This window comes from Corallincola luteus (assembly GCF_004336975.1).
In the GTDB taxonomy this organism is placed as follows: Bacteria; Pseudomonadota; Gammaproteobacteria; order Enterobacterales; family Neiellaceae; genus Corallincola; species Corallincola holothuriorum.
The window spans coordinates 166133-181446 of sequence record NZ_SJXE01000003.1; the positions used below are offsets into that span (position 1 = coordinate 166133).

The following is a 15314-nucleotide window of genomic DNA, read 5'->3' on the forward strand; positions in this document are numbered from 1 at the left end:
AGATAGGATTTTAACGATGATGATTTCACTGGTTGCCGCCATGGCAAACGGACGAGTGATAGGTAGAGATAATAAGATGCCTTGGCATCTTCCTGCTGATTTAAAGCACTTTAAAGCCACTACGTTAGGTAAGCCGGTGGTGATGGGGCGCAAGACCTTCGAATCGATAGGGCGGCCGTTACCGGGACGTCAAAACATAGTGATCACCCGTGATGCGCAGTGGCATGCCGACGGCGTTACTGTGGTTCATGGGGTTGAGCAAGCGCTGGTTGCCGCAGGCCCTGTCGAAGAATTAATGGTGATAGGTGGTGGCAATATCTATCAACAGCTGTTGCCCCGTGCCGAGCGTCTCTATCTGACTTTTATCGAGCTTGATACCCAAGGGGATGCCTGGTTTCCGGACTATCAGCCGGAGCTTTGGCGTGAAATCGACTCCGTAGCCCACCAACCAGATGAAAAAAATCCCTATCACTATCGTTTCGTGACTCTTGTACGCAAGTGATACTAGCGATAGTTGCTTGTTACAAAGAGCCAAGGGGCATAACGGCCCGTGGTTACTCAGTGAGCTCGCTGAAACAAAGAGGAGCTGCGGCTTACGATATCCGTGCTGCTAGCTGAGGTTATTTATCCGGTTGCGTACCATTTCTATGAAGTAACCGAGGTAGGTAAATGCTAATGCTATGAAGTGTATCTACTTTGCTTGCAGAGGGCAGGGTTGGCTGATCAGTGTCTCTGTTTCCCAACAGTAGAGAGAGAGGCTATTTCCCCATACACAACCTGTATCCAGGGCGATAACGTTTGCTTGGTTGGTTACCCCTTCCAGTGATGCCCAGTGGCCAAAGAAAATCACCGGATCATCATGTTGCGCCCGGCACTGAAACCAGGGGACAAGTTGTTTGTCATCAACGGTTGCAGTCTTATGAGCCATATCCAGAGCGTGGTCGTTTTTATCAACAAAGCGCATTCGGGTAAGAGCATTGATGGTAAATCGATCCTGCTCTACTTCAGACAAGTCCTTATGCCATAAATTAGGACCGTTACCATACATCTGTTTGAGCAGTGTCGGGAAGGCTTCGCTTCTGAGTTTATTCTCAATCACTCTGGCAGCTTTTTTTGCTTGTTTGACGCTCCACTGTGGTGGAATGCCCGCATGGGTCATAACGAAGTTATACTGCTCATGTTTTGCCAGTAAAGGTTGATGCCGGAGCCAATCCAGTAGTTCGTCACGATCAGTGGCTTGCATCAAATCGTCGAGTAGATCCTTGGCTTTAACTTTGGCAAATCCTTTGGCACAGGCAAGCAGGTGCAGATCATGATTACCGAGCACGGTGACCGCGGAATCTCCCAGAGATTTAACAAAACGCAGTGTTTCTAGCGACTTTGGCCCTCGGGCAACTAGATCTCCGGTTAGCCAAAGCTGGTCATTAGTCGGATTAAACTCAACTTGTGCCAACAGCTGCTGCAGCTCGTCAAAACAGCCTTGAATATCCCCTGTGAGATAGGTTGCCATAGTTAGTTAACCGAGCAGGGAAGAGCCAGCCGGAAAGCGGGGATCGGCGCATCAAACTGGGCACCAGAGGCGGTTTGCATCAGGTAGTGCCCCTCCATAAAGCCAATTGGTGTGGCAAAGGCGGCACTTGATGTGTACTGATATGACTCGTTTGGTTCGATTACCGGTTGTTCGCCAACTACGCCAGGGCCATGTACCTCATTACTCTCACCGTTGCCGTCTGTGATGATCCAGTTGCGTTCCAGCAGTTGAAATGCTTCATCACCTAGGTTTTCGATAGTGATGGTATAGGAAAACAGATAATGCTGTTTTTCTGGTGCAGAGTGTTCTTCCATAAATGCCGGCTCAATGGTGATGCTGACGGAAGGACGGCTCATGCTGTTTCCTCTTGTTCGGTGACGGCGTTGGCGATAGCGACAAACTGGGCCACAGTGAGCTCCTGCGGGCGCAAATTATTATCGATACCCAGTTGCGCTAAGATTTCCAGTGGTAAAAGTTGCTTGAAACAGTTGCGTATTGTTTTGCGGCGCTGGTTAAAGGCCTCTAAACAAACCCGATTCAACGTTTTCACCGACTTGACCGGATGTGGTGGCGTCAAGTGAGGGATCAATCTAACCACCGCTGATTCAACCTTGGGTGGTGGCTGAAAGGCACCGGGAGGCACATGTACCACAGGCATCACCTGACAGTAATATTGGGTCATGACGGTTAAACGGCCAAATTGTTTTGTTCCTGGGCCTGCAGCCATACGTTCGACCACTTCTTTTTGCAGCATGAAGTGCATGTCTTTGACATGGGGGAACTGATTAAACAGGTGGAACATCAGTGGGGTCGAAATATTGTAAGGTAGATTACCGAAAATACGCAGCGGTCCGCCGAGTTCTGCAGCAAGCGCGGCGAAATCAAATTTCATCGCGTCGATTTCATGAATGGTCAATTTACTGGCCATAAATGGATGATGACGCAGTCGCTCGGCCAGATCTCTGTCTAGTTCGACAACGTGCAGGTGGTCAATTTCATCGACTACCGGCTCGGTAAGGGCGCCAAGGCCCGGGCCGATCTCTACTAGGGGTTCACCTGGTTGCGGATTAATGGCAGCGACAATCTGCTCAATAACGTAGTCGTCATGGAGAAAGTTTTGACCAAAACGTTTACGAGCCGTATGGCCCAAATGCTTTTTACCGTGTGCCATTTCGTGTTGCCTGTCTGTTGACCATATCGATTGCTTGACTGAGTGCCACTAGCATACTGCCGGGATCTGCGTCGCCCTGAGCAGCAAGCTCAAGTGCGGTGCCGTGATCGACAGAGGTACGAATAAAAGGTAAGCCAAGGGTGATATTCACTGAGCTTCCAAACCCTTTATATTTAAGTACCGGCAAGCCTTGGTCGTGATACATGGCCAAAACAACATCGGCCTCATCGAGATATTTAGGCTGGAATACGGTATCAGCAGGGAAGGGACCACGTAGATCCAACCCTTCTGCGTTAAGGCGTTCCATCACCGGTTGAATGACGTCTATCTCTTCACGCCCGAGGTGGCCATCTTCACCCGCATGGGGGTTTAGGCCGCAAACAAATATTTTCGGTGTTTCAATCGCAAATTTTGTTACCAAGTCATGGTGCAAAATACGGATGATATTTTCCAGTCGTTCATCGGTAATTGCTTTTGACACATAGGCGAGGGGAATATGTGTGGTGACAAGCGCCACACGTAAGCCCTCTGTTGCCAACATCATCACCACATCGTTGACGCCAGCTTCTTGGGCGAAATATTCAGTATGGCCACTGAATGGAACGCCAGCGCGATTGATGACACCTTTATGCACGGGGCCGGTCACAATTGCGGCGAATTGACCATCCATGTTGCCATGGCAGGCGATACGTAGCGTTTCGACAACGTATTGACCATTCTGCTCGTCGAGCTGTCCTGGGGTGCTCGTGGTATTAAGCTTCACCGGTATCACGTTAAGTGTGCCTGCTGCCTGCGGCGATGGCTCTGTGCTTGCGTCGTAATCGATTAGGGTGATCGGTAAACCCAGCTGCTTCGCGCGTTGACGCAATAGCTCAGGATCGGCGATCACGACGAGTTCGGCGGCCCATGGCTGTTGTGCTATCTGCAGCACTAAGTCTGGGCCAATACCTGCAGGTTCACCTGGGGTTATGGCAATTCTATGGGTAAGGCTATTAGTCATTGATTACCCTTGAATATCTTCATCAAGAATCTCTATATAGGCCTCGGCGCGAATTTCACCGAGCCAGATACCTTGTTGTTCGATAAACTTACGGTTAAAGATCAGCTGATATGCTTTTTCTTTTGCTCTTTCCTCTGTCGCATCACTAATCCTACGGTCAACTAATTGCACGATGTGCCAGCCGTGTTGGGTACGAAATGCGTCGGATATCTGCCCCGGTTGCAGTTCGCTAAGTGCGCGTTGAAATGCGGGAACATAAACGTTTGGATCGCTCCATCCAAGTTCGCCACCGTTTGCAGCTGAACCAGGGTCATCAGAATACTTGCTGGCGAGCTCTGCAAATTTACTGTCATCGGCTCGTAACTCTTTAGCAAATTTGTCGAGCATCTCTTCGGCTTTCTCGTCGCTCAAGATGATAGAAGGTTTGATCAGGATGTGACGGGAATTTATCTCTTCGACTTCAATCACTTCGACGCCACGCATATCGAAAATCTTCACTAAGTGAAAGCCTCGGCTGGTACGAATAGGGCCGATAATTTCACCTTTTGCAGCTTCACTGACGATTTCCGAAAATAGCGTCGGCATCTCGTTGATATTCATCCAACCCCAATCTCCCCCCTCAAGGGCTTTTGGACCCGCAGAACTAGCGATCGCAGTACGTTTAAAATCTGCGCCGTCATCAAGCAGTTTTAGCACCTTGTTCGCTGTTTCCTCCGCAGCGGTCATCTCTTTTGAATCCGCCTCATTGGAAACGCCGATCATTATATGCCCGACATGGTATTCAACGTCCTTAGCACCCTCTTGGTTCATTTGGCGAACCAGACTATCAACCTCTTGGGGGGTAACATTAATACGGCGACGGACATTGATCCGTCTTACATCACCGGTGATCAACTCTTCTCTAACTTGGTTTCGAAACTGTTCGTAGCTTTGGCCTGAGCTTTCTAATTTGGCACGAAACTCTGTTAGCGTTAGGCCATCGTCTTTGGCGATATTTTCCAGCGTCTGTTGCAGCTGTGAATCAGCGATCTGCAAGCCCATTCTTTCTGCCAACTGCAGCTGTAGGCTTGTCATTATTAAACGGTCTAGCACCTGGATCTTTAGTGCTTGGTCGGAAGGAAGCTCCTGACCCGCTGCGGCCGCGCCCTGTTTAATACTGGCAACCATATCGTCCATCTCACTTTGTAAGACGACGCCTTCGTTAACGATGGCTATCACTTTATCCAACAGCTGGGGCTCTGCGTTGGCTTGGGTTAGCCAGCACAACGATGTGATTAGCAGGACTATCTGTTTCAGGCTGAGCAATTTCATACAGACTTCTTTATTAAATTATGGGCTGCAAAAAGAGGTAACCCGCCATAGACGGCGGGTCGGTTAGTCTATCATAAGCCGCTTTAGTTGTTGATATACTCGTTGCGGACGTCACCAAAGATGCTGTCGGCTTCCATCTCTTGATATCCAGGCGTTGATGCGCCACCAAAGCCCTTAATAACAAAATTAATCCAGACGCCACTATCAAATGCGTCACGTGACGATGCTGGTGCATCGTCGTCTGGGAAGTTGGTATTCAGGTGGCGGTGGTAGCCCACACGAATAGCATAACAGCAAGATTCAAATTGCAGGCCGACGTATGTTTCAATGGTGCGATTTTCCACTAAATCTTTGTACCAGGTGCTAACCAACTGAATGTTGGGTTGGATCGGCCAAGTCGCCAGTACGCCTAATTGATTGATCTCATCAGACTCTGTTATCTCTGGTAGGTATCTGTGATTGAGCTGCAATCTTTTGTTCGGTTCAGGCTGATAATTGATCATCGAAGCATTTTTAATGGTACGGCCATTGTTGGTGTCAAATTGCAGCTCATTATGGAAATACCAATTTTGGTCTAAGAATATATCGAGTTCGCTGGCGATGGCTGAGTGATTTTCTGTGACTTGGGTGTCGTCATCGGCTAACCGCACATCACTGTCGGAAAGATAAAATATCTGTCCCAGACTGAATCTCAGCCGTTCGCGATTCTTGGCGTCGATATAGCGCGTCGTTGCACCGACGGTAAGCTGGTTAGCGTCAGCAATTCGATCTAGACCAATGAAACGGCGTGCACGAAACAGTGCGTCATAGTCGTATTGCAATAGGTTCGTGTCGTAAATGCCAATTTCATCCTGATTTTCATAGGGTACATATACGTATTGGATCTGGGGCTCTAAGGTCTGTAGGTATTGATCACCAAACAGGCTGGTGTCGCGTTCAAAGTTCAGCGAGCCTAGCAGGCGCACAGAGGGGAGCGTTCGGCTGACAGAACTGTCCAGTACCTCGTTAAAGGGCGCATCCTTGGTGTTTTGGTCATAAAATGTTTGATACAGCTTGGTTTCCGCCAACAGGTTGTAGCTCGGACCACCAAAAGGGATGCTCAGCGTTGGCTCAAGGTGTAATCGTGAGGTGGTAGGGATCTCGTTTTTACTGTGGTCGAAGTAAACGGCTTCGCTATACCAGTCAAAATTTACGTAAGGGAAAATCTCAGGTTTGTGGTAGATAGCTTCAACGGCAGGCAACATACGGTGCGAACTGAAGGAATCACCAAGTTCTTCATAGTCTAAAAGGCGGATGTTGACCTGATAGCTCTTTTCAAAATAGCCAATATTGGCTGTCCGCTCGAGACGATTATCAGTGCTTGATGCGACATCTGAGCCTAAGTCATTCAGGTAGTTATCATCACTGATGGTGGTGTAATCAAAATAGCCGCGCCAATGTTTGTTCCAGCGTGTCTCTTGTTCCCAATGGAAGAGGTAGCGCTCATCCTTATTGATGAGTAACTTATCTTCATTCATATATTCAAGATTGAACTGGCCGTAATGCCTTTCTGTTAGGTAACGATACTCGGTCAGGAGTTGAGGCCCGCGTTTATCCATGTACCTAGGGGTTATCGTCGCATCCATGTTGGGCGCGATATTCCAATACCAGGGGGTTTCCATTTCAAAACCGTTGTCAGAACTGCTACCGACGCTAGGGAAGAGAAAGCCGCTCTTACGTTTGCTACTCACAGGAAAGGAGAAATAGGGGACGTATATTACCGGCGTATCCTTCACATACAGCCAGCTTCCCCACGCCTCGCCCCACTCTTCATCACCGTTAATCAATATCTCATCAGCTTGCAGATCCCAGCTGTTATCTCCTTCCGGGCAGGTGGTGAATGAGGCGTTCTCCATTACTACCCTGTTACCATCTTCTAAAGCGATACGTTCGGCCTTGCCGCGACCCAACTGTTCGGTAAATTGATAATCAGCGTCGGTTAGCTCAGCTGTGCCTGAGGAGATTTCAGCGCTGAGCGTTTCGCTTTCGATATCTAACCAGCCATCTTCAAAGCGAATGCCACCCTCAGCATTCACCCGTTGTTGTTCGCGGTCGATCGATATCTTATCTGCGACTAAATGCCGATCGCCGTGGGAAAGCTCGACATTTCCTTGGAAGTCAGCTTGGAGATCACTGCCCGCTGCTTTACCCGCAGAGACTTCTACGGGAAGGTTTTTTAGCGTTCGTCGCGAGCTAGGAGGCTTGGCGGCCGTGGTATAGCATTTTGCCATTGGTAATTCTGCCAACTCTTGCTCCGACGGCAGTGGTGCTTGTGGCTCTGCATAGGCGTTAGCCGATAGCAGTAGCGGGGGGAGTAACAACAAAAAACGCATCCGTTTACTCTTTTTTATTCTTCCAACAGGATATCGAACCGATCACGTTTCCGGATCAAGACATGTTTGCTTAATAAGATATGATACTTGACAGCTTTTGACTCTGGTAACCTTGTTAGCAATTTATTGCTATTTATTTTCCAAAATGACTGATCTACGTCGAAATTTGCTTACAAAGTGGGCGAGGGAGCAACTTAACAACCCTCAATTGGAATTGACGTCGGTATCTGGTGATGCCAGTTTCCGTCGTTATTTTCGTCTGATTCATGATGACATCCCGTATATTGCGGTCGACGCACCGCCTCCCCATGAGGATTGCCGCCCCTTTGTCGCTATTGCTCAAGCTTACCTGGCTGCAGAGCTCAAAGTTCCAGAGATTAAGGCGTTGGATCTTGAGCAGGGGATGATGCTACTGAGTGACTTTGGCGATACCTTGCTGCTCGCTGAATTAACGGAGCAATCGGCGGGTTTTCTTTATGGTCATGCCTTGCAGCAGTTACCTGCGATTTACTCTGTTACAGCCACAGAAGCGGGAAATCTACCCGCATTCGATGAAGCGATGTTAAGTCGTGAGATGGCGCTGTTCACTGATTGGCTTATCGCCAAGCACTTACAACTAACGCTTTCTGATGATGAAGCGCAGCTCGTCAACGAGGCATTTGAGTTTCTGATTGAAAATGCACAAATGCAGCCACAAGGTGGCGTGCATCGTGACTACCACAGTCGTAATTTGATGGTATGTGATGACGGCTTGGGGATTATCGACTTTCAGGATGCGGTGATTGGCCCTATTACTTACGATGCTGTTTCACTTTTGAGAGATTGTTACATCCGTTGGCCTGATGCTTTGGTTTACGAACTGTTAGCACGGTGGCAGGCGTTGTTGGTTGAATCTGAGCTGTTAGACCCTGAGATAGATGAAGCGCAGTTTCGGCTGTGGTTTGATTTGATGGGGATACAACGTCATCTCAAGGCGGCTGGTATCTTTGCGCGACTTTACCATCGTGATGGTAAAGAGGGTTACCTTGCTGATATCCCCCGTACCGTTAGCTATATTGTCGATGTCGCCGCGACCTACCCGCAACTGGCTAAATTTGCTAACTTCGTTGAATCTAAAGTGTTAGCGGAGTTAACACCGTCATGAAGGCGATGATCCTAGCTGCGGGACGTGGAGAACGGATGCGTCCGTTAACAGATCGCGTGCCGAAACCACTGCTGGAAGTTGCCGGGAAGGCGTTGATCGAGCACCATCTGTTGCGTTTAGCCGCCGCAGGTTTTACTGAAGTGGTGATCAATCATGCACACCTTGGGCGACAGATCGAGGATCGTTTGGGTTTTGGTGATGCCTATGGCGTTGCCATCAGCTATTCCCGGGAAACCACCGGTGGTTTAGAGACCGCAGGGGGCATAATACAAGCTTTGCCTCTGCTGGGAGATAAGCCGTTCGCTGTGATTAATGGCGATATCTATACCGATTACGATTTTTCGCGCCTACAGAAGTTGGAGTTGCAACAGGACACTGCCCATTTGGTGTTAGTGGACAATCCGTCGCATAACAGTTCCGGTGATTTTTGCTTGATGCCTACAGGGAAAGTTGTTGCTGATAAGGCGCCGAAGCTGACCTTCTCAGGGATCGGTGTATATCACCCCCGCCTATTTGCCCATTGCCTGCCAGGTAAGTCTCCTTTGGCGCCCTTGTTGCGTCAGGCGATGATGGAGAGCAGTGTGTCTGGTGAACATTTCGCCGGGCAATGGACCGATGTGGGCACCCCAGAACGTCTAGCCGAACTTAATCGGATAGCTGACAGCATGGGGAGAGCGCCGCTTTGAAAATACGGATCTGGGGTAAGGTGTTTGGGGCGGCGATAGGCTTTGTTCTGGGGCGTTTCCCTGGGTTGATATTTGGCATCGCGCTTGGGCATATGTTTGACCGCTCTCTCGCTCGCCAATTTGATCGTGCTGGTGGCTTTTCGGCCATCTTTGGCCAACCTCAGGTTTCAGACCAAGCCTTTTATTTTTATGCGCTTTTTAGCGTGATGGGGCATATCGCTAAGGCGCGAGGTCGTGTATCGCCACGCCAGATCCAGGCGGCCGCAGCATTGATGAATCAGATGCAGTTAGGCAGTGAGGCACGGCATGAAGCACAGGCTGCTTTTCGTGAAGGTAAAGATCCTGCATTTCCTTTAAAGCGCACGTTGGCTGAGTTCCATCATGCCTGTGCTGGTCGTCATGATGTACTGCAAGTGTATCTGGAAGTGCAGATCCAAGTGGCGTTTGCTGAGGGGCCATTGGATGCCGCGCAACGCACGCTGTTAACGGATGTGGCGCTGCAGTTAGGTTTTGATGCGCAGTCTTTGGCTCAGCTTTTGACCATGATTGAGGCTGAAATGGCATTTCGTCGCCATCAGTCGAAAAGTGAGCAAACCCATGCGGCAAGCTCACACCATGGTGCATTGCGAGAAGCTTATCGCTTACTCGGAGTGACAAAAGCCGCAGATGATACCGCAGTGAAAAAAGCTTATCGTAAGCTGATGTCGCAGCACCACCCTGATAAGTTGGTGGCTAAGGGCGTACCGGAAGAGGTGATGCATTTAGCCAAGCAGAAAACTCAGGATATACAGGCGGCTTATGAATTAATCCGCAGCCATCGTAAGTCACATAGCTAGTTACCGTTTACCAGCCAAGGTAAGTTAACCAACCGTAAATCTCTTTCCACAAACGTTCGTCGCTGCGGCTAAAAGCAACATCACCAAACAGCTCTCGCTGGCGATAGTGAAGCTTAAAGTACTTATTCGCGAGTTGTGGGCGCAGGGTGACAGTGTCTTGCACCCAACGATTGTCGTAGCGACTGTAAAGATCTAAAACCGGAATGCTGGTTTTGGCCATTGCCGTTGCCAGCGTGCGATTCAGCTGATGTTCAGGTAAGTAAGCACCTATGGTAACGAAGGCATCGGCAGGCGCTAGTTTCTCTTCGGCGTAGAGCTGAGCTAACCAGCCAGCACTGCTACCTTGAGCGATCACCAGATAGAACCCAGGGTATTGTGAACTCACTTTAACCGTGGCTTCCATCCGCTGCAGCAGTGCGGTTTTATATGCTTCGATCTGTTGTTGGCGACTCTCTTCGCTGAGCCACTCGTCGGCTTGATAAGGCTTAAGTGGATCTGGAGCGCTGCGGCTAGGGTCCATCTCATCTGCTTTATCCAAAGGTGAGACATGATTTTCATCATCAACAACAGGTGGCGGTGTGATCGCCAGGGTGACCCAACCGTGGGAAGGTAGCAGTCGCCTCAGATAACCCACACCAAACTGTTCATCGGGCTGCGATCCCCAGTCGGGAACGAGAATGACGACCCCTTTGGTTTGTGGGGTCAACGCCTCCAGCTTAAGCGCACTAAATGGGTTGTCCGGCTCCCCAAGTGGTACCAGCTCGCTATCTCTATCGTAACGGGCTAACGTCGCCTCATCTGCCGGTGGGGCTGCGAACGCGTTTAGGCTGAACGCAATGAGTGGCAGTGTGACGATGAACCGTTTAAGTCGGTGGAACGCGCTATTGTCCATGGCACCCGAACTAGTTATTTGCAATAAACCCTATCTGTTTATCGACCACTTTTGCTAAAGGTTTACCTAAAAACGGGCAAGGCGCTGAAAATGTGAGCCATTCGTTGGTTAGTGGGTGATACAAAGAGAGTGTAGATGCATGGAGTTGTAACCGTGAAGCCATGGCTAATGCTTGGTCATGGGCATAGAGGCGATCTCCGAGTATTGGATGACCCAAGCTTAACATATGTACTCGCAGCTGATGACTGCGGCCAGTAATGGGCGTTAATTCGATCTCGCTGTAGTTGCCATGTTTGGCCAGTACGCGCCAATCGGTTTGGGACGGCTTGCCTGCTTCGACATCGACCATCTGTTTCGGCCGATTAGGCCAATCGCAACGTAGAGGCAGGTCAACGGTGCCTTGCTCTGCGTTGGGCTCCCCCCAGATCAAGGCATGATAGGTTTTCGCCGTGGCGCGGGTTTCAAATTGTCGATTGAGCTTACGTTGCGCATCTGCACCAATCGCCATGACGATTAGCCCCGAGGTGGCCATATCTAAGCGATGAACGACCCGCGCTTCAGGCCAAACTCGTTGTACCCGCAGTGCCAGGCTATCTCTGTGCTCGATTGCCCTGCCGGGAACAGTCAGCAGACCACTTGGCTTGTTAAATACCAGTAGTTGATCATCTCCATATAGCAGGTCAAAAGCTGGCATAGTGGGCGGGTGATAGGCGATAAGACTCATGAAAACCCCTACATTGTGAAGTCGCGGATGATACTGGCACTGGAATCGGTTTGCCACTCTACGTGGCTGGGCTATAGTGTGCGGCTGCAAAATGTTATCGGTAAACTGAGGGAGTGAAGGGATGAGTGAAGTGATCACGGCGCTGGCTAATTGCGCACAACTGGCCGAGTGTCCGCGTTGGGATCCGGAGCAGCAGCGCTTGTTTTGGGTTGATATCGATGCGGGGCGCCTGCACGCCTTTGATCCGAAAACCGGGCAAGACAGTTACCTTCAGTTGGACGAAGAGATCGGCTGCTTCGCGGTTAGAGAAAAGGGGGGCTTTGTCGCTGGTCTAAGATCTGGCTTTGTGACTATCGACTCTCTGGCGGGGGGCATTACCCCGATTGCCGATCCCGAACAAGATAAGCCGCATCAGCGTTTTAATGATGGCCGCTGTGATCCTGCTGGACGCTTTTTAGCTGGTACATTAAATCCGAACAAAGATGCTTATAGTGGTCATTACTATACCTTGGATCTGGATCTGTCGGTGCGCAAGCTGGTGGGTAACAACTGGACCTCTAACGGCCTGGCTTTCAGTCCTGATGGCAAGACACTGTATTACTCTGATACGCCAAGGCATGTGGTATTCGCCTGTGATTATGATGTGGTGACTGGGGCGGTGAGTAATCAACGCGAGTTTATTCGATTTCCCCATGGCTTTGGCCGCCCTGATGGTGCCGCGGTTGACAGCGAGGGCTACTATTGGAGTGCTTTATATGGTGGCGGCCGGGTGGTTCGTATCAGTCCAGCGGGGAAAGTCGTCAATACCATCACAGTGCCAGCGAAAAACCCAACGATGGTGGCGTTTGGTGGTGAGTCAATGAACACCCTGTTTATTACCACTGCGGACACAGACTATGCGCCAGAAAAAGCGCAGTACCCGCTGTCGGGGAGCCTGTTTTCGGTGAACTTACCGGTAACAGGGTTAATCGAGCCGAAATTTAAAGGCTGATAGATTTTGTGCGGCCAGAGAGTAGGCTACTGGCCGCCGAGCTTTAGATGGGGGATATCTGCAAACCTTCATCGGTCATTTTTATTATCGATGGGCCATAGTCACGCTCGCTGGTGACCCGCTGTTTACCAAATTGCACGGTTAGCCGAGAGTGTAGTTTGCTGGCTGCTGACACTTGGCAGCTTTTTTGTAATCGCAGGACCTCTTTCCGATAGTGCTCGACCTCCTGCTGCAGCTCCGCATTCTCCTTTTTACTTGACTTGTACCGCGCTACGGCGTTTTTCAACTCAGGTAACAGCTCAGGCTTTTCTGCTTTTTTTAATTGTTTAATCTGACTGGCGGCCTCGATGACATTCTCGGCTGAACGTTTCAGCGCGCGGGATGATTCCTGCATCTGTTGTTTCATGACCACAAACAGTATCGACATATCGATCTCTGTTTTTGCCCCAGCGGCGGTACCTATTTCCCCTGCTTTTACCTGTTCACCGACTTTGGCGATCCCCCCAAGCAGGCGTCCTCGTGGATTGTCTTCGCTGCCAAGCGTTAAGGTGTGTAAGCATCTAATGTCGCAATGACTTGCTTGTCTGGTGAGAGTGATATTTCTACCGGTATTAATTGCGGCGTACTGGGCAAAGTTTGCCGCAACATCTAACTTCGCAGTGATGTGGCAGTTCATGCTATCGGCATGGTGACTGCCACTGTCTATCTCATCATGATCGATGGGGCGCCCAATAATCCCTTTGCTGATGGTGATGCTACCAGCAGCGTCCAGTGTGGCAGAGCTGACTCCCCCGCCAACGGTAATGTCACCGCCACTTTCGACGACCATGCCTTCACCTACATCACCTTCGATGATCACAGAGCCTTTAAATCTGACATGGCCTGTGGTGACATTGACTTGGTTGATGACAAGGACATCGTCCACCATCATGCCGTTTTCTATTTCTACAGGCACGCCTTCTCGTGACGATTCTAATAGGTGGGGGTTTGCTGGATTAAAGCGCGTACCGCTACCTGATGATAATGCAGGCTGTTTACCTGGCTCGGGCGGTATAGGTTTGCCACAGACGTCGGTGCCGCTTGCCCCTTCTGTTGCTGGAACACGCTCCATCAGAGGTGTTCCTTCGGCAACCGTGACCAGATCACCAAGATCCCGCATGTCTACGGTACCGTCTTCTTTCTCTTTTGGGCGGAGTATTCGATCTTTTGCTGTTCTGGCTAATTGCTTGATAACGCCATCACTGCCCGCTTTTGGCGGCGTGCCATTAGCGACCACTCCCTGGAAAACATCTCCGGGCGCTAATGATTGTAAATGGGTGGCGATCTTTGCTAACTTCTTCTCGTGGATCCCAAAGGTCACACTGTTGGCTGCAAGCGCATATTGCAGCGCTTCAAGATCCAGTTGCTTCCCACCAAATGCACCAATGACCTCAATGCCTGCCATCATCTGATCGTCGCTAACAACGACGCGGATCTGTGCGTCTTTACGTTCAGCGATGATAAAAACGAGAGCTTCTGTTGTAGCGGCGCTGGCGGTAGCGGCAACGGCGAGTTGGGTTAATGCTTCTTCAAATACGCCTTCAAGAAAGCAATAGCTGGCATAAGGCGATTCTGAAAATGCCTTTTTGAGTTGTTCAAGCGAAGGAAGAGGGGCACTTGTTGGATCATCAACAACCCACTCAACCTGACTATTATCTTGCGTTGCTCTAAACATCATCTTACCGCACTGCTTTCCTCAAGTATAAGCTACTGATGTCAATGCGCTTGATCCAGTTCGGAGTGACTAAATCGCGACCAAGCTGGCAAAAATACCGCTTAATTGATGGTGCCGCTAACTTTACGCTGCCTTTTTACTTGCGAAAGTCAGCAAAGGCACTGAATTGCCAGCGTCTTAACGCTAGCACCAAGGTGGTACCGTGGCGGTCAGCAATTGGCAGTTTCCTCTGAACGTGATTGAGCTCGTTAAACTGTTCTGACAGTTTTTCCAGTGCTTGCATTAACTGCGCTAAAGCGTCGTCAGTCATCATGCCATTGAGGCACACCATCTCACTGCTGTCATCATTAAAATCATGGTGAAAAAATTCTTGTTCTACTCGTGATCGGAAGTATGTTTGGATCGGGCCTCTGGCTTGCCATTTGAAGTTGTTACCCACAATCAATTTGATCCGGTTACCCGGCAGTAGCTCTAATATTCCCATACGATCAAGTGTCGCCAGTTTTTGGATCAAGACAGTGGCCGAGAGCTCATAGTGGCGAAGGATCTCATCAAACTGCCAATAATTTAAGGCGCTTATTGCCACCAGAAGGAGCATTGAGTCGTCGATTAACTGCTGTTCCTGAGCATGACTGAGTTCATTCAGTTTTGGTTGCTGCTGCTCCATTAATTCAACTAAGCCGACGAAATCTATTCCCAGCCATTCGCAAATTTTATCGATTCGCTTTAGGGTAAAGCCTGCTGTTGCAAACAGGCGCTTCACTGATGCTTCGGAAAGGTTTAAACACTCAGCCACATCCCGATAGGTTTTTGTTTTTTGTTTCAGTGCTAGTTTCAGCGCCTGATGGATCTTTTTTACTTGGCTCATAAATGATATTCGCTATTTGGTATTGATTAATAATACCTTGGGTTGACTATTATGCGAATAATCAGTTTTTGGTA

Annotated in this window: 15 protein-coding genes; 5 read left to right on the top strand and 10 right to left on the bottom strand. The window is 49.6% G+C overall.

Features of this window, described 5'->3' with window-relative positions; all coding sequences use genetic code 11:
• Window positions 1-16 precede the first annotated feature (16 nt).
• Window positions 17-502: a type 3 dihydrofolate reductase gene (folA, locus tag EZV61_RS08850; RefSeq protein WP_131415078.1), complete on the top strand. Its 486-nt coding sequence runs from the start codon at window positions 17-19 to the stop codon at window positions 500-502.
• Between the two features lie 189 nt (window positions 503-691).
• On the opposite strand, the gene EZV61_RS08855 is transcribed toward folA, so the two are convergent.
• The 6 genes from EZV61_RS08855 to EZV61_RS08880 all read right to left on the bottom strand — a co-directional run bounded on the left by EZV61_RS08855 (window position 692) and on the right by EZV61_RS08880 (window position 7385).
• Window positions 692-1510, bottom strand: a complete 819-nt coding sequence (locus EZV61_RS08855) for a symmetrical bis(5'-nucleosyl)-tetraphosphatase (protein ID WP_131415081.1) — start codon at window positions 1508-1510, stop codon at window positions 692-694.
• Between the two features lie 2 nt (window positions 1511-1512).
• Entirely contained in the window at window positions 1513-1887 is a 375-nt protein-coding gene (apaG, locus tag EZV61_RS08860; protein WP_114338233.1) for a Co2+/Mg2+ efflux protein ApaG, read from the bottom strand.
• Window positions 1884-2702 carry a 16S rRNA (adenine(1518)-N(6)/adenine(1519)-N(6))-dimethyltransferase RsmA gene (rsmA, locus tag EZV61_RS08865; protein ID WP_131415083.1) on the bottom strand — a complete coding sequence of 273 codons (819 nt, stop codon included), beginning with the start codon at window positions 2700-2702 and terminating at the stop codon, window positions 1884-1886. Before rsmA ends, apaG begins: the two co-directional genes overlap by 4 nt.
• Window positions 2689-3702, bottom strand: a complete 1014-nt coding sequence (gene pdxA / locus EZV61_RS08870; protein WP_131415085.1) for a 4-hydroxythreonine-4-phosphate dehydrogenase PdxA — start codon at window positions 3700-3702, stop codon at window positions 2689-2691. Before pdxA ends, rsmA begins: the two co-directional genes overlap by 14 nt.
• A gap of 3 nt (window positions 3703-3705) precedes the next feature.
• On the bottom strand, window positions 3706-5013 hold the full coding sequence (gene surA / locus EZV61_RS08875) for a peptidylprolyl isomerase SurA (RefSeq protein WP_131415087.1): 1308 nt from the start codon (window positions 5011-5013) through the stop codon (window positions 3706-3708).
• 83 nt (window positions 5014-5096) lie between these two features.
• The gene (locus EZV61_RS08880) at window positions 5097-7385 is read right to left on the bottom strand and encodes an LPS-assembly protein LptD (RefSeq protein ID WP_131415089.1); all 2289 of its coding nucleotides are present in this window, start codon (window positions 7383-7385) and stop codon (window positions 5097-5099) included.
• Between the two features lie 145 nt (window positions 7386-7530).
• Between EZV61_RS08880 and EZV61_RS08885 the strand changes: the two genes are divergently transcribed.
• From EZV61_RS08885 to djlA, 3 genes are read left to right on the top strand one after another with little or no spacing between them, the layout of a single operon-like run.
• Complete coding sequence (locus tag EZV61_RS08885; RefSeq protein ID WP_131415091.1) at window positions 7531-8529, top strand: aminoglycoside phosphotransferase family protein; 999 nt, start codon at window positions 7531-7533, stop codon at window positions 8527-8529.
• Window positions 8526-9215, top strand: coding sequence for an N-acetylmuramate alpha-1-phosphate uridylyltransferase MurU (gene murU / locus EZV61_RS08890; protein ID WP_114338239.1), 690 nt, complete (start codon window positions 8526-8528; stop codon window positions 9213-9215). Before EZV61_RS08885 ends, murU begins: the two co-directional genes overlap by 4 nt.
• Complete coding sequence (gene djlA / locus EZV61_RS08895) at window positions 9212-10051, top strand: co-chaperone DjlA (RefSeq protein WP_233496470.1); 840 nt, start codon at window positions 9212-9214, stop codon at window positions 10049-10051. The genes murU and djlA overlap by 4 nt, the downstream gene beginning before the upstream one ends.
• A 7-nt stretch (window positions 10052-10058) precedes the next feature.
• Here djlA and EZV61_RS08900 read toward each other — a convergent pair whose 3' ends face one another.
• Both EZV61_RS08900 and EZV61_RS08905 read right to left on the bottom strand, forming a co-directional pair.
• Entirely contained in the window at window positions 10059-10943 is an 885-nt protein-coding gene (locus EZV61_RS08900; RefSeq protein ID WP_131415093.1) for a DUF3530 family protein, read from the bottom strand.
• A 10-nt stretch (window positions 10944-10953) separates the two neighbouring features.
• Window positions 10954-11667 (bottom strand): pseudouridine synthase, encoded by a 714-nt coding sequence (locus tag EZV61_RS08905; RefSeq protein WP_131415095.1) that lies wholly within the window; start codon window positions 11665-11667, stop codon window positions 10954-10956.
• Window positions 11668-11788: 121 nt separating this feature from the next.
• Between EZV61_RS08905 and EZV61_RS08910 the strand changes: the two genes are divergently transcribed.
• The gene (locus EZV61_RS08910; protein ID WP_131415097.1) at window positions 11789-12658 is read left to right on the top strand and encodes an SMP-30/gluconolactonase/LRE family protein; all 870 of its coding nucleotides are present in this window, start codon (window positions 11789-11791) and stop codon (window positions 12656-12658) included.
• Between the two features lie 43 nt (window positions 12659-12701).
• Here EZV61_RS08910 and EZV61_RS08915 read toward each other — a convergent pair whose 3' ends face one another.
• Entirely contained in the window at window positions 12702-14375 is a 1674-nt protein-coding gene (locus EZV61_RS08915) for a FapA family protein (protein WP_131415099.1), read from the bottom strand.
• Window positions 14376-14508: 133 nt separating this feature from the next.
• Entirely contained in the window at window positions 14509-15240 is a 732-nt protein-coding gene (locus EZV61_RS08920) for a helix-turn-helix domain-containing protein (protein WP_131415101.1), read from the bottom strand.
• Window positions 15241-15314 lie beyond the last annotated feature (74 nt).

Excerpts from the sequence above, each read along its gene's own strand:
- folA (WP_131415078.1), top strand. The coding sequence starts at position 17 with ATGATGATTTCACTGGTTGCCGCCATGGCAAACGGACGAGTGATAGGT.
- EZV61_RS08855 (WP_131415081.1), bottom strand. The coding sequence starts at position 1,510 with ATGGCAACCTATCTCACAGGGGATATTCAAGGCTGTTTTGACGAGCTG.
- apaG (WP_114338233.1), bottom strand. The coding sequence starts at position 1,887 with ATGAGCCGTCCTTCCGTCAGCATCACCATTGAGCCGGCATTTATGGAA.
- rsmA (WP_131415083.1), bottom strand. The coding sequence starts at position 2,702 with ATGGCACACGGTAAAAAGCATTTGGGCCATACGGCTCGTAAACGTTTT.
- pdxA (WP_131415085.1), bottom strand. The coding sequence starts at position 3,702 with ATGACTAATAGCCTTACCCATAGAATTGCCATAACCCCAGGTGAACCT.
- surA (WP_131415087.1), bottom strand. The coding sequence starts at position 5,013 with ATGAAATTGCTCAGCCTGAAACAGATAGTCCTGCTAATCACATCGTTG.
- EZV61_RS08880 (WP_131415089.1), bottom strand. The coding sequence starts at position 7,385 with ATGCGTTTTTTGTTGTTACTCCCCCCGCTACTGCTATCGGCTAACGCC.
- EZV61_RS08885 (WP_131415091.1), top strand. The coding sequence starts at position 7,531 with ATGACTGATCTACGTCGAAATTTGCTTACAAAGTGGGCGAGGGAGCAA.
- murU (WP_114338239.1), top strand. The coding sequence starts at position 8,526 with ATGAAGGCGATGATCCTAGCTGCGGGACGTGGAGAACGGATGCGTCCG.
- EZV61_RS08900 (WP_131415093.1), bottom strand. The coding sequence starts at position 10,943 with ATGGACAATAGCGCGTTCCACCGACTTAAACGGTTCATCGTCACACTG.
- EZV61_RS08905 (WP_131415095.1), bottom strand. The coding sequence starts at position 11,667 with ATGAGTCTTATCGCCTATCACCCGCCCACTATGCCAGCTTTTGACCTG.
- EZV61_RS08910 (WP_131415097.1), top strand. The coding sequence starts at position 11,789 with ATGAGTGAAGTGATCACGGCGCTGGCTAATTGCGCACAACTGGCCGAG.
- EZV61_RS08915 (WP_131415099.1), bottom strand. The coding sequence starts at position 14,375 with ATGATGTTTAGAGCAACGCAAGATAATAGTCAGGTTGAGTGGGTTGTT.
- EZV61_RS08920 (WP_131415101.1), bottom strand. The coding sequence starts at position 15,240 with ATGAGCCAAGTAAAAAAGATCCATCAGGCGCTGAAACTAGCACTGAAA.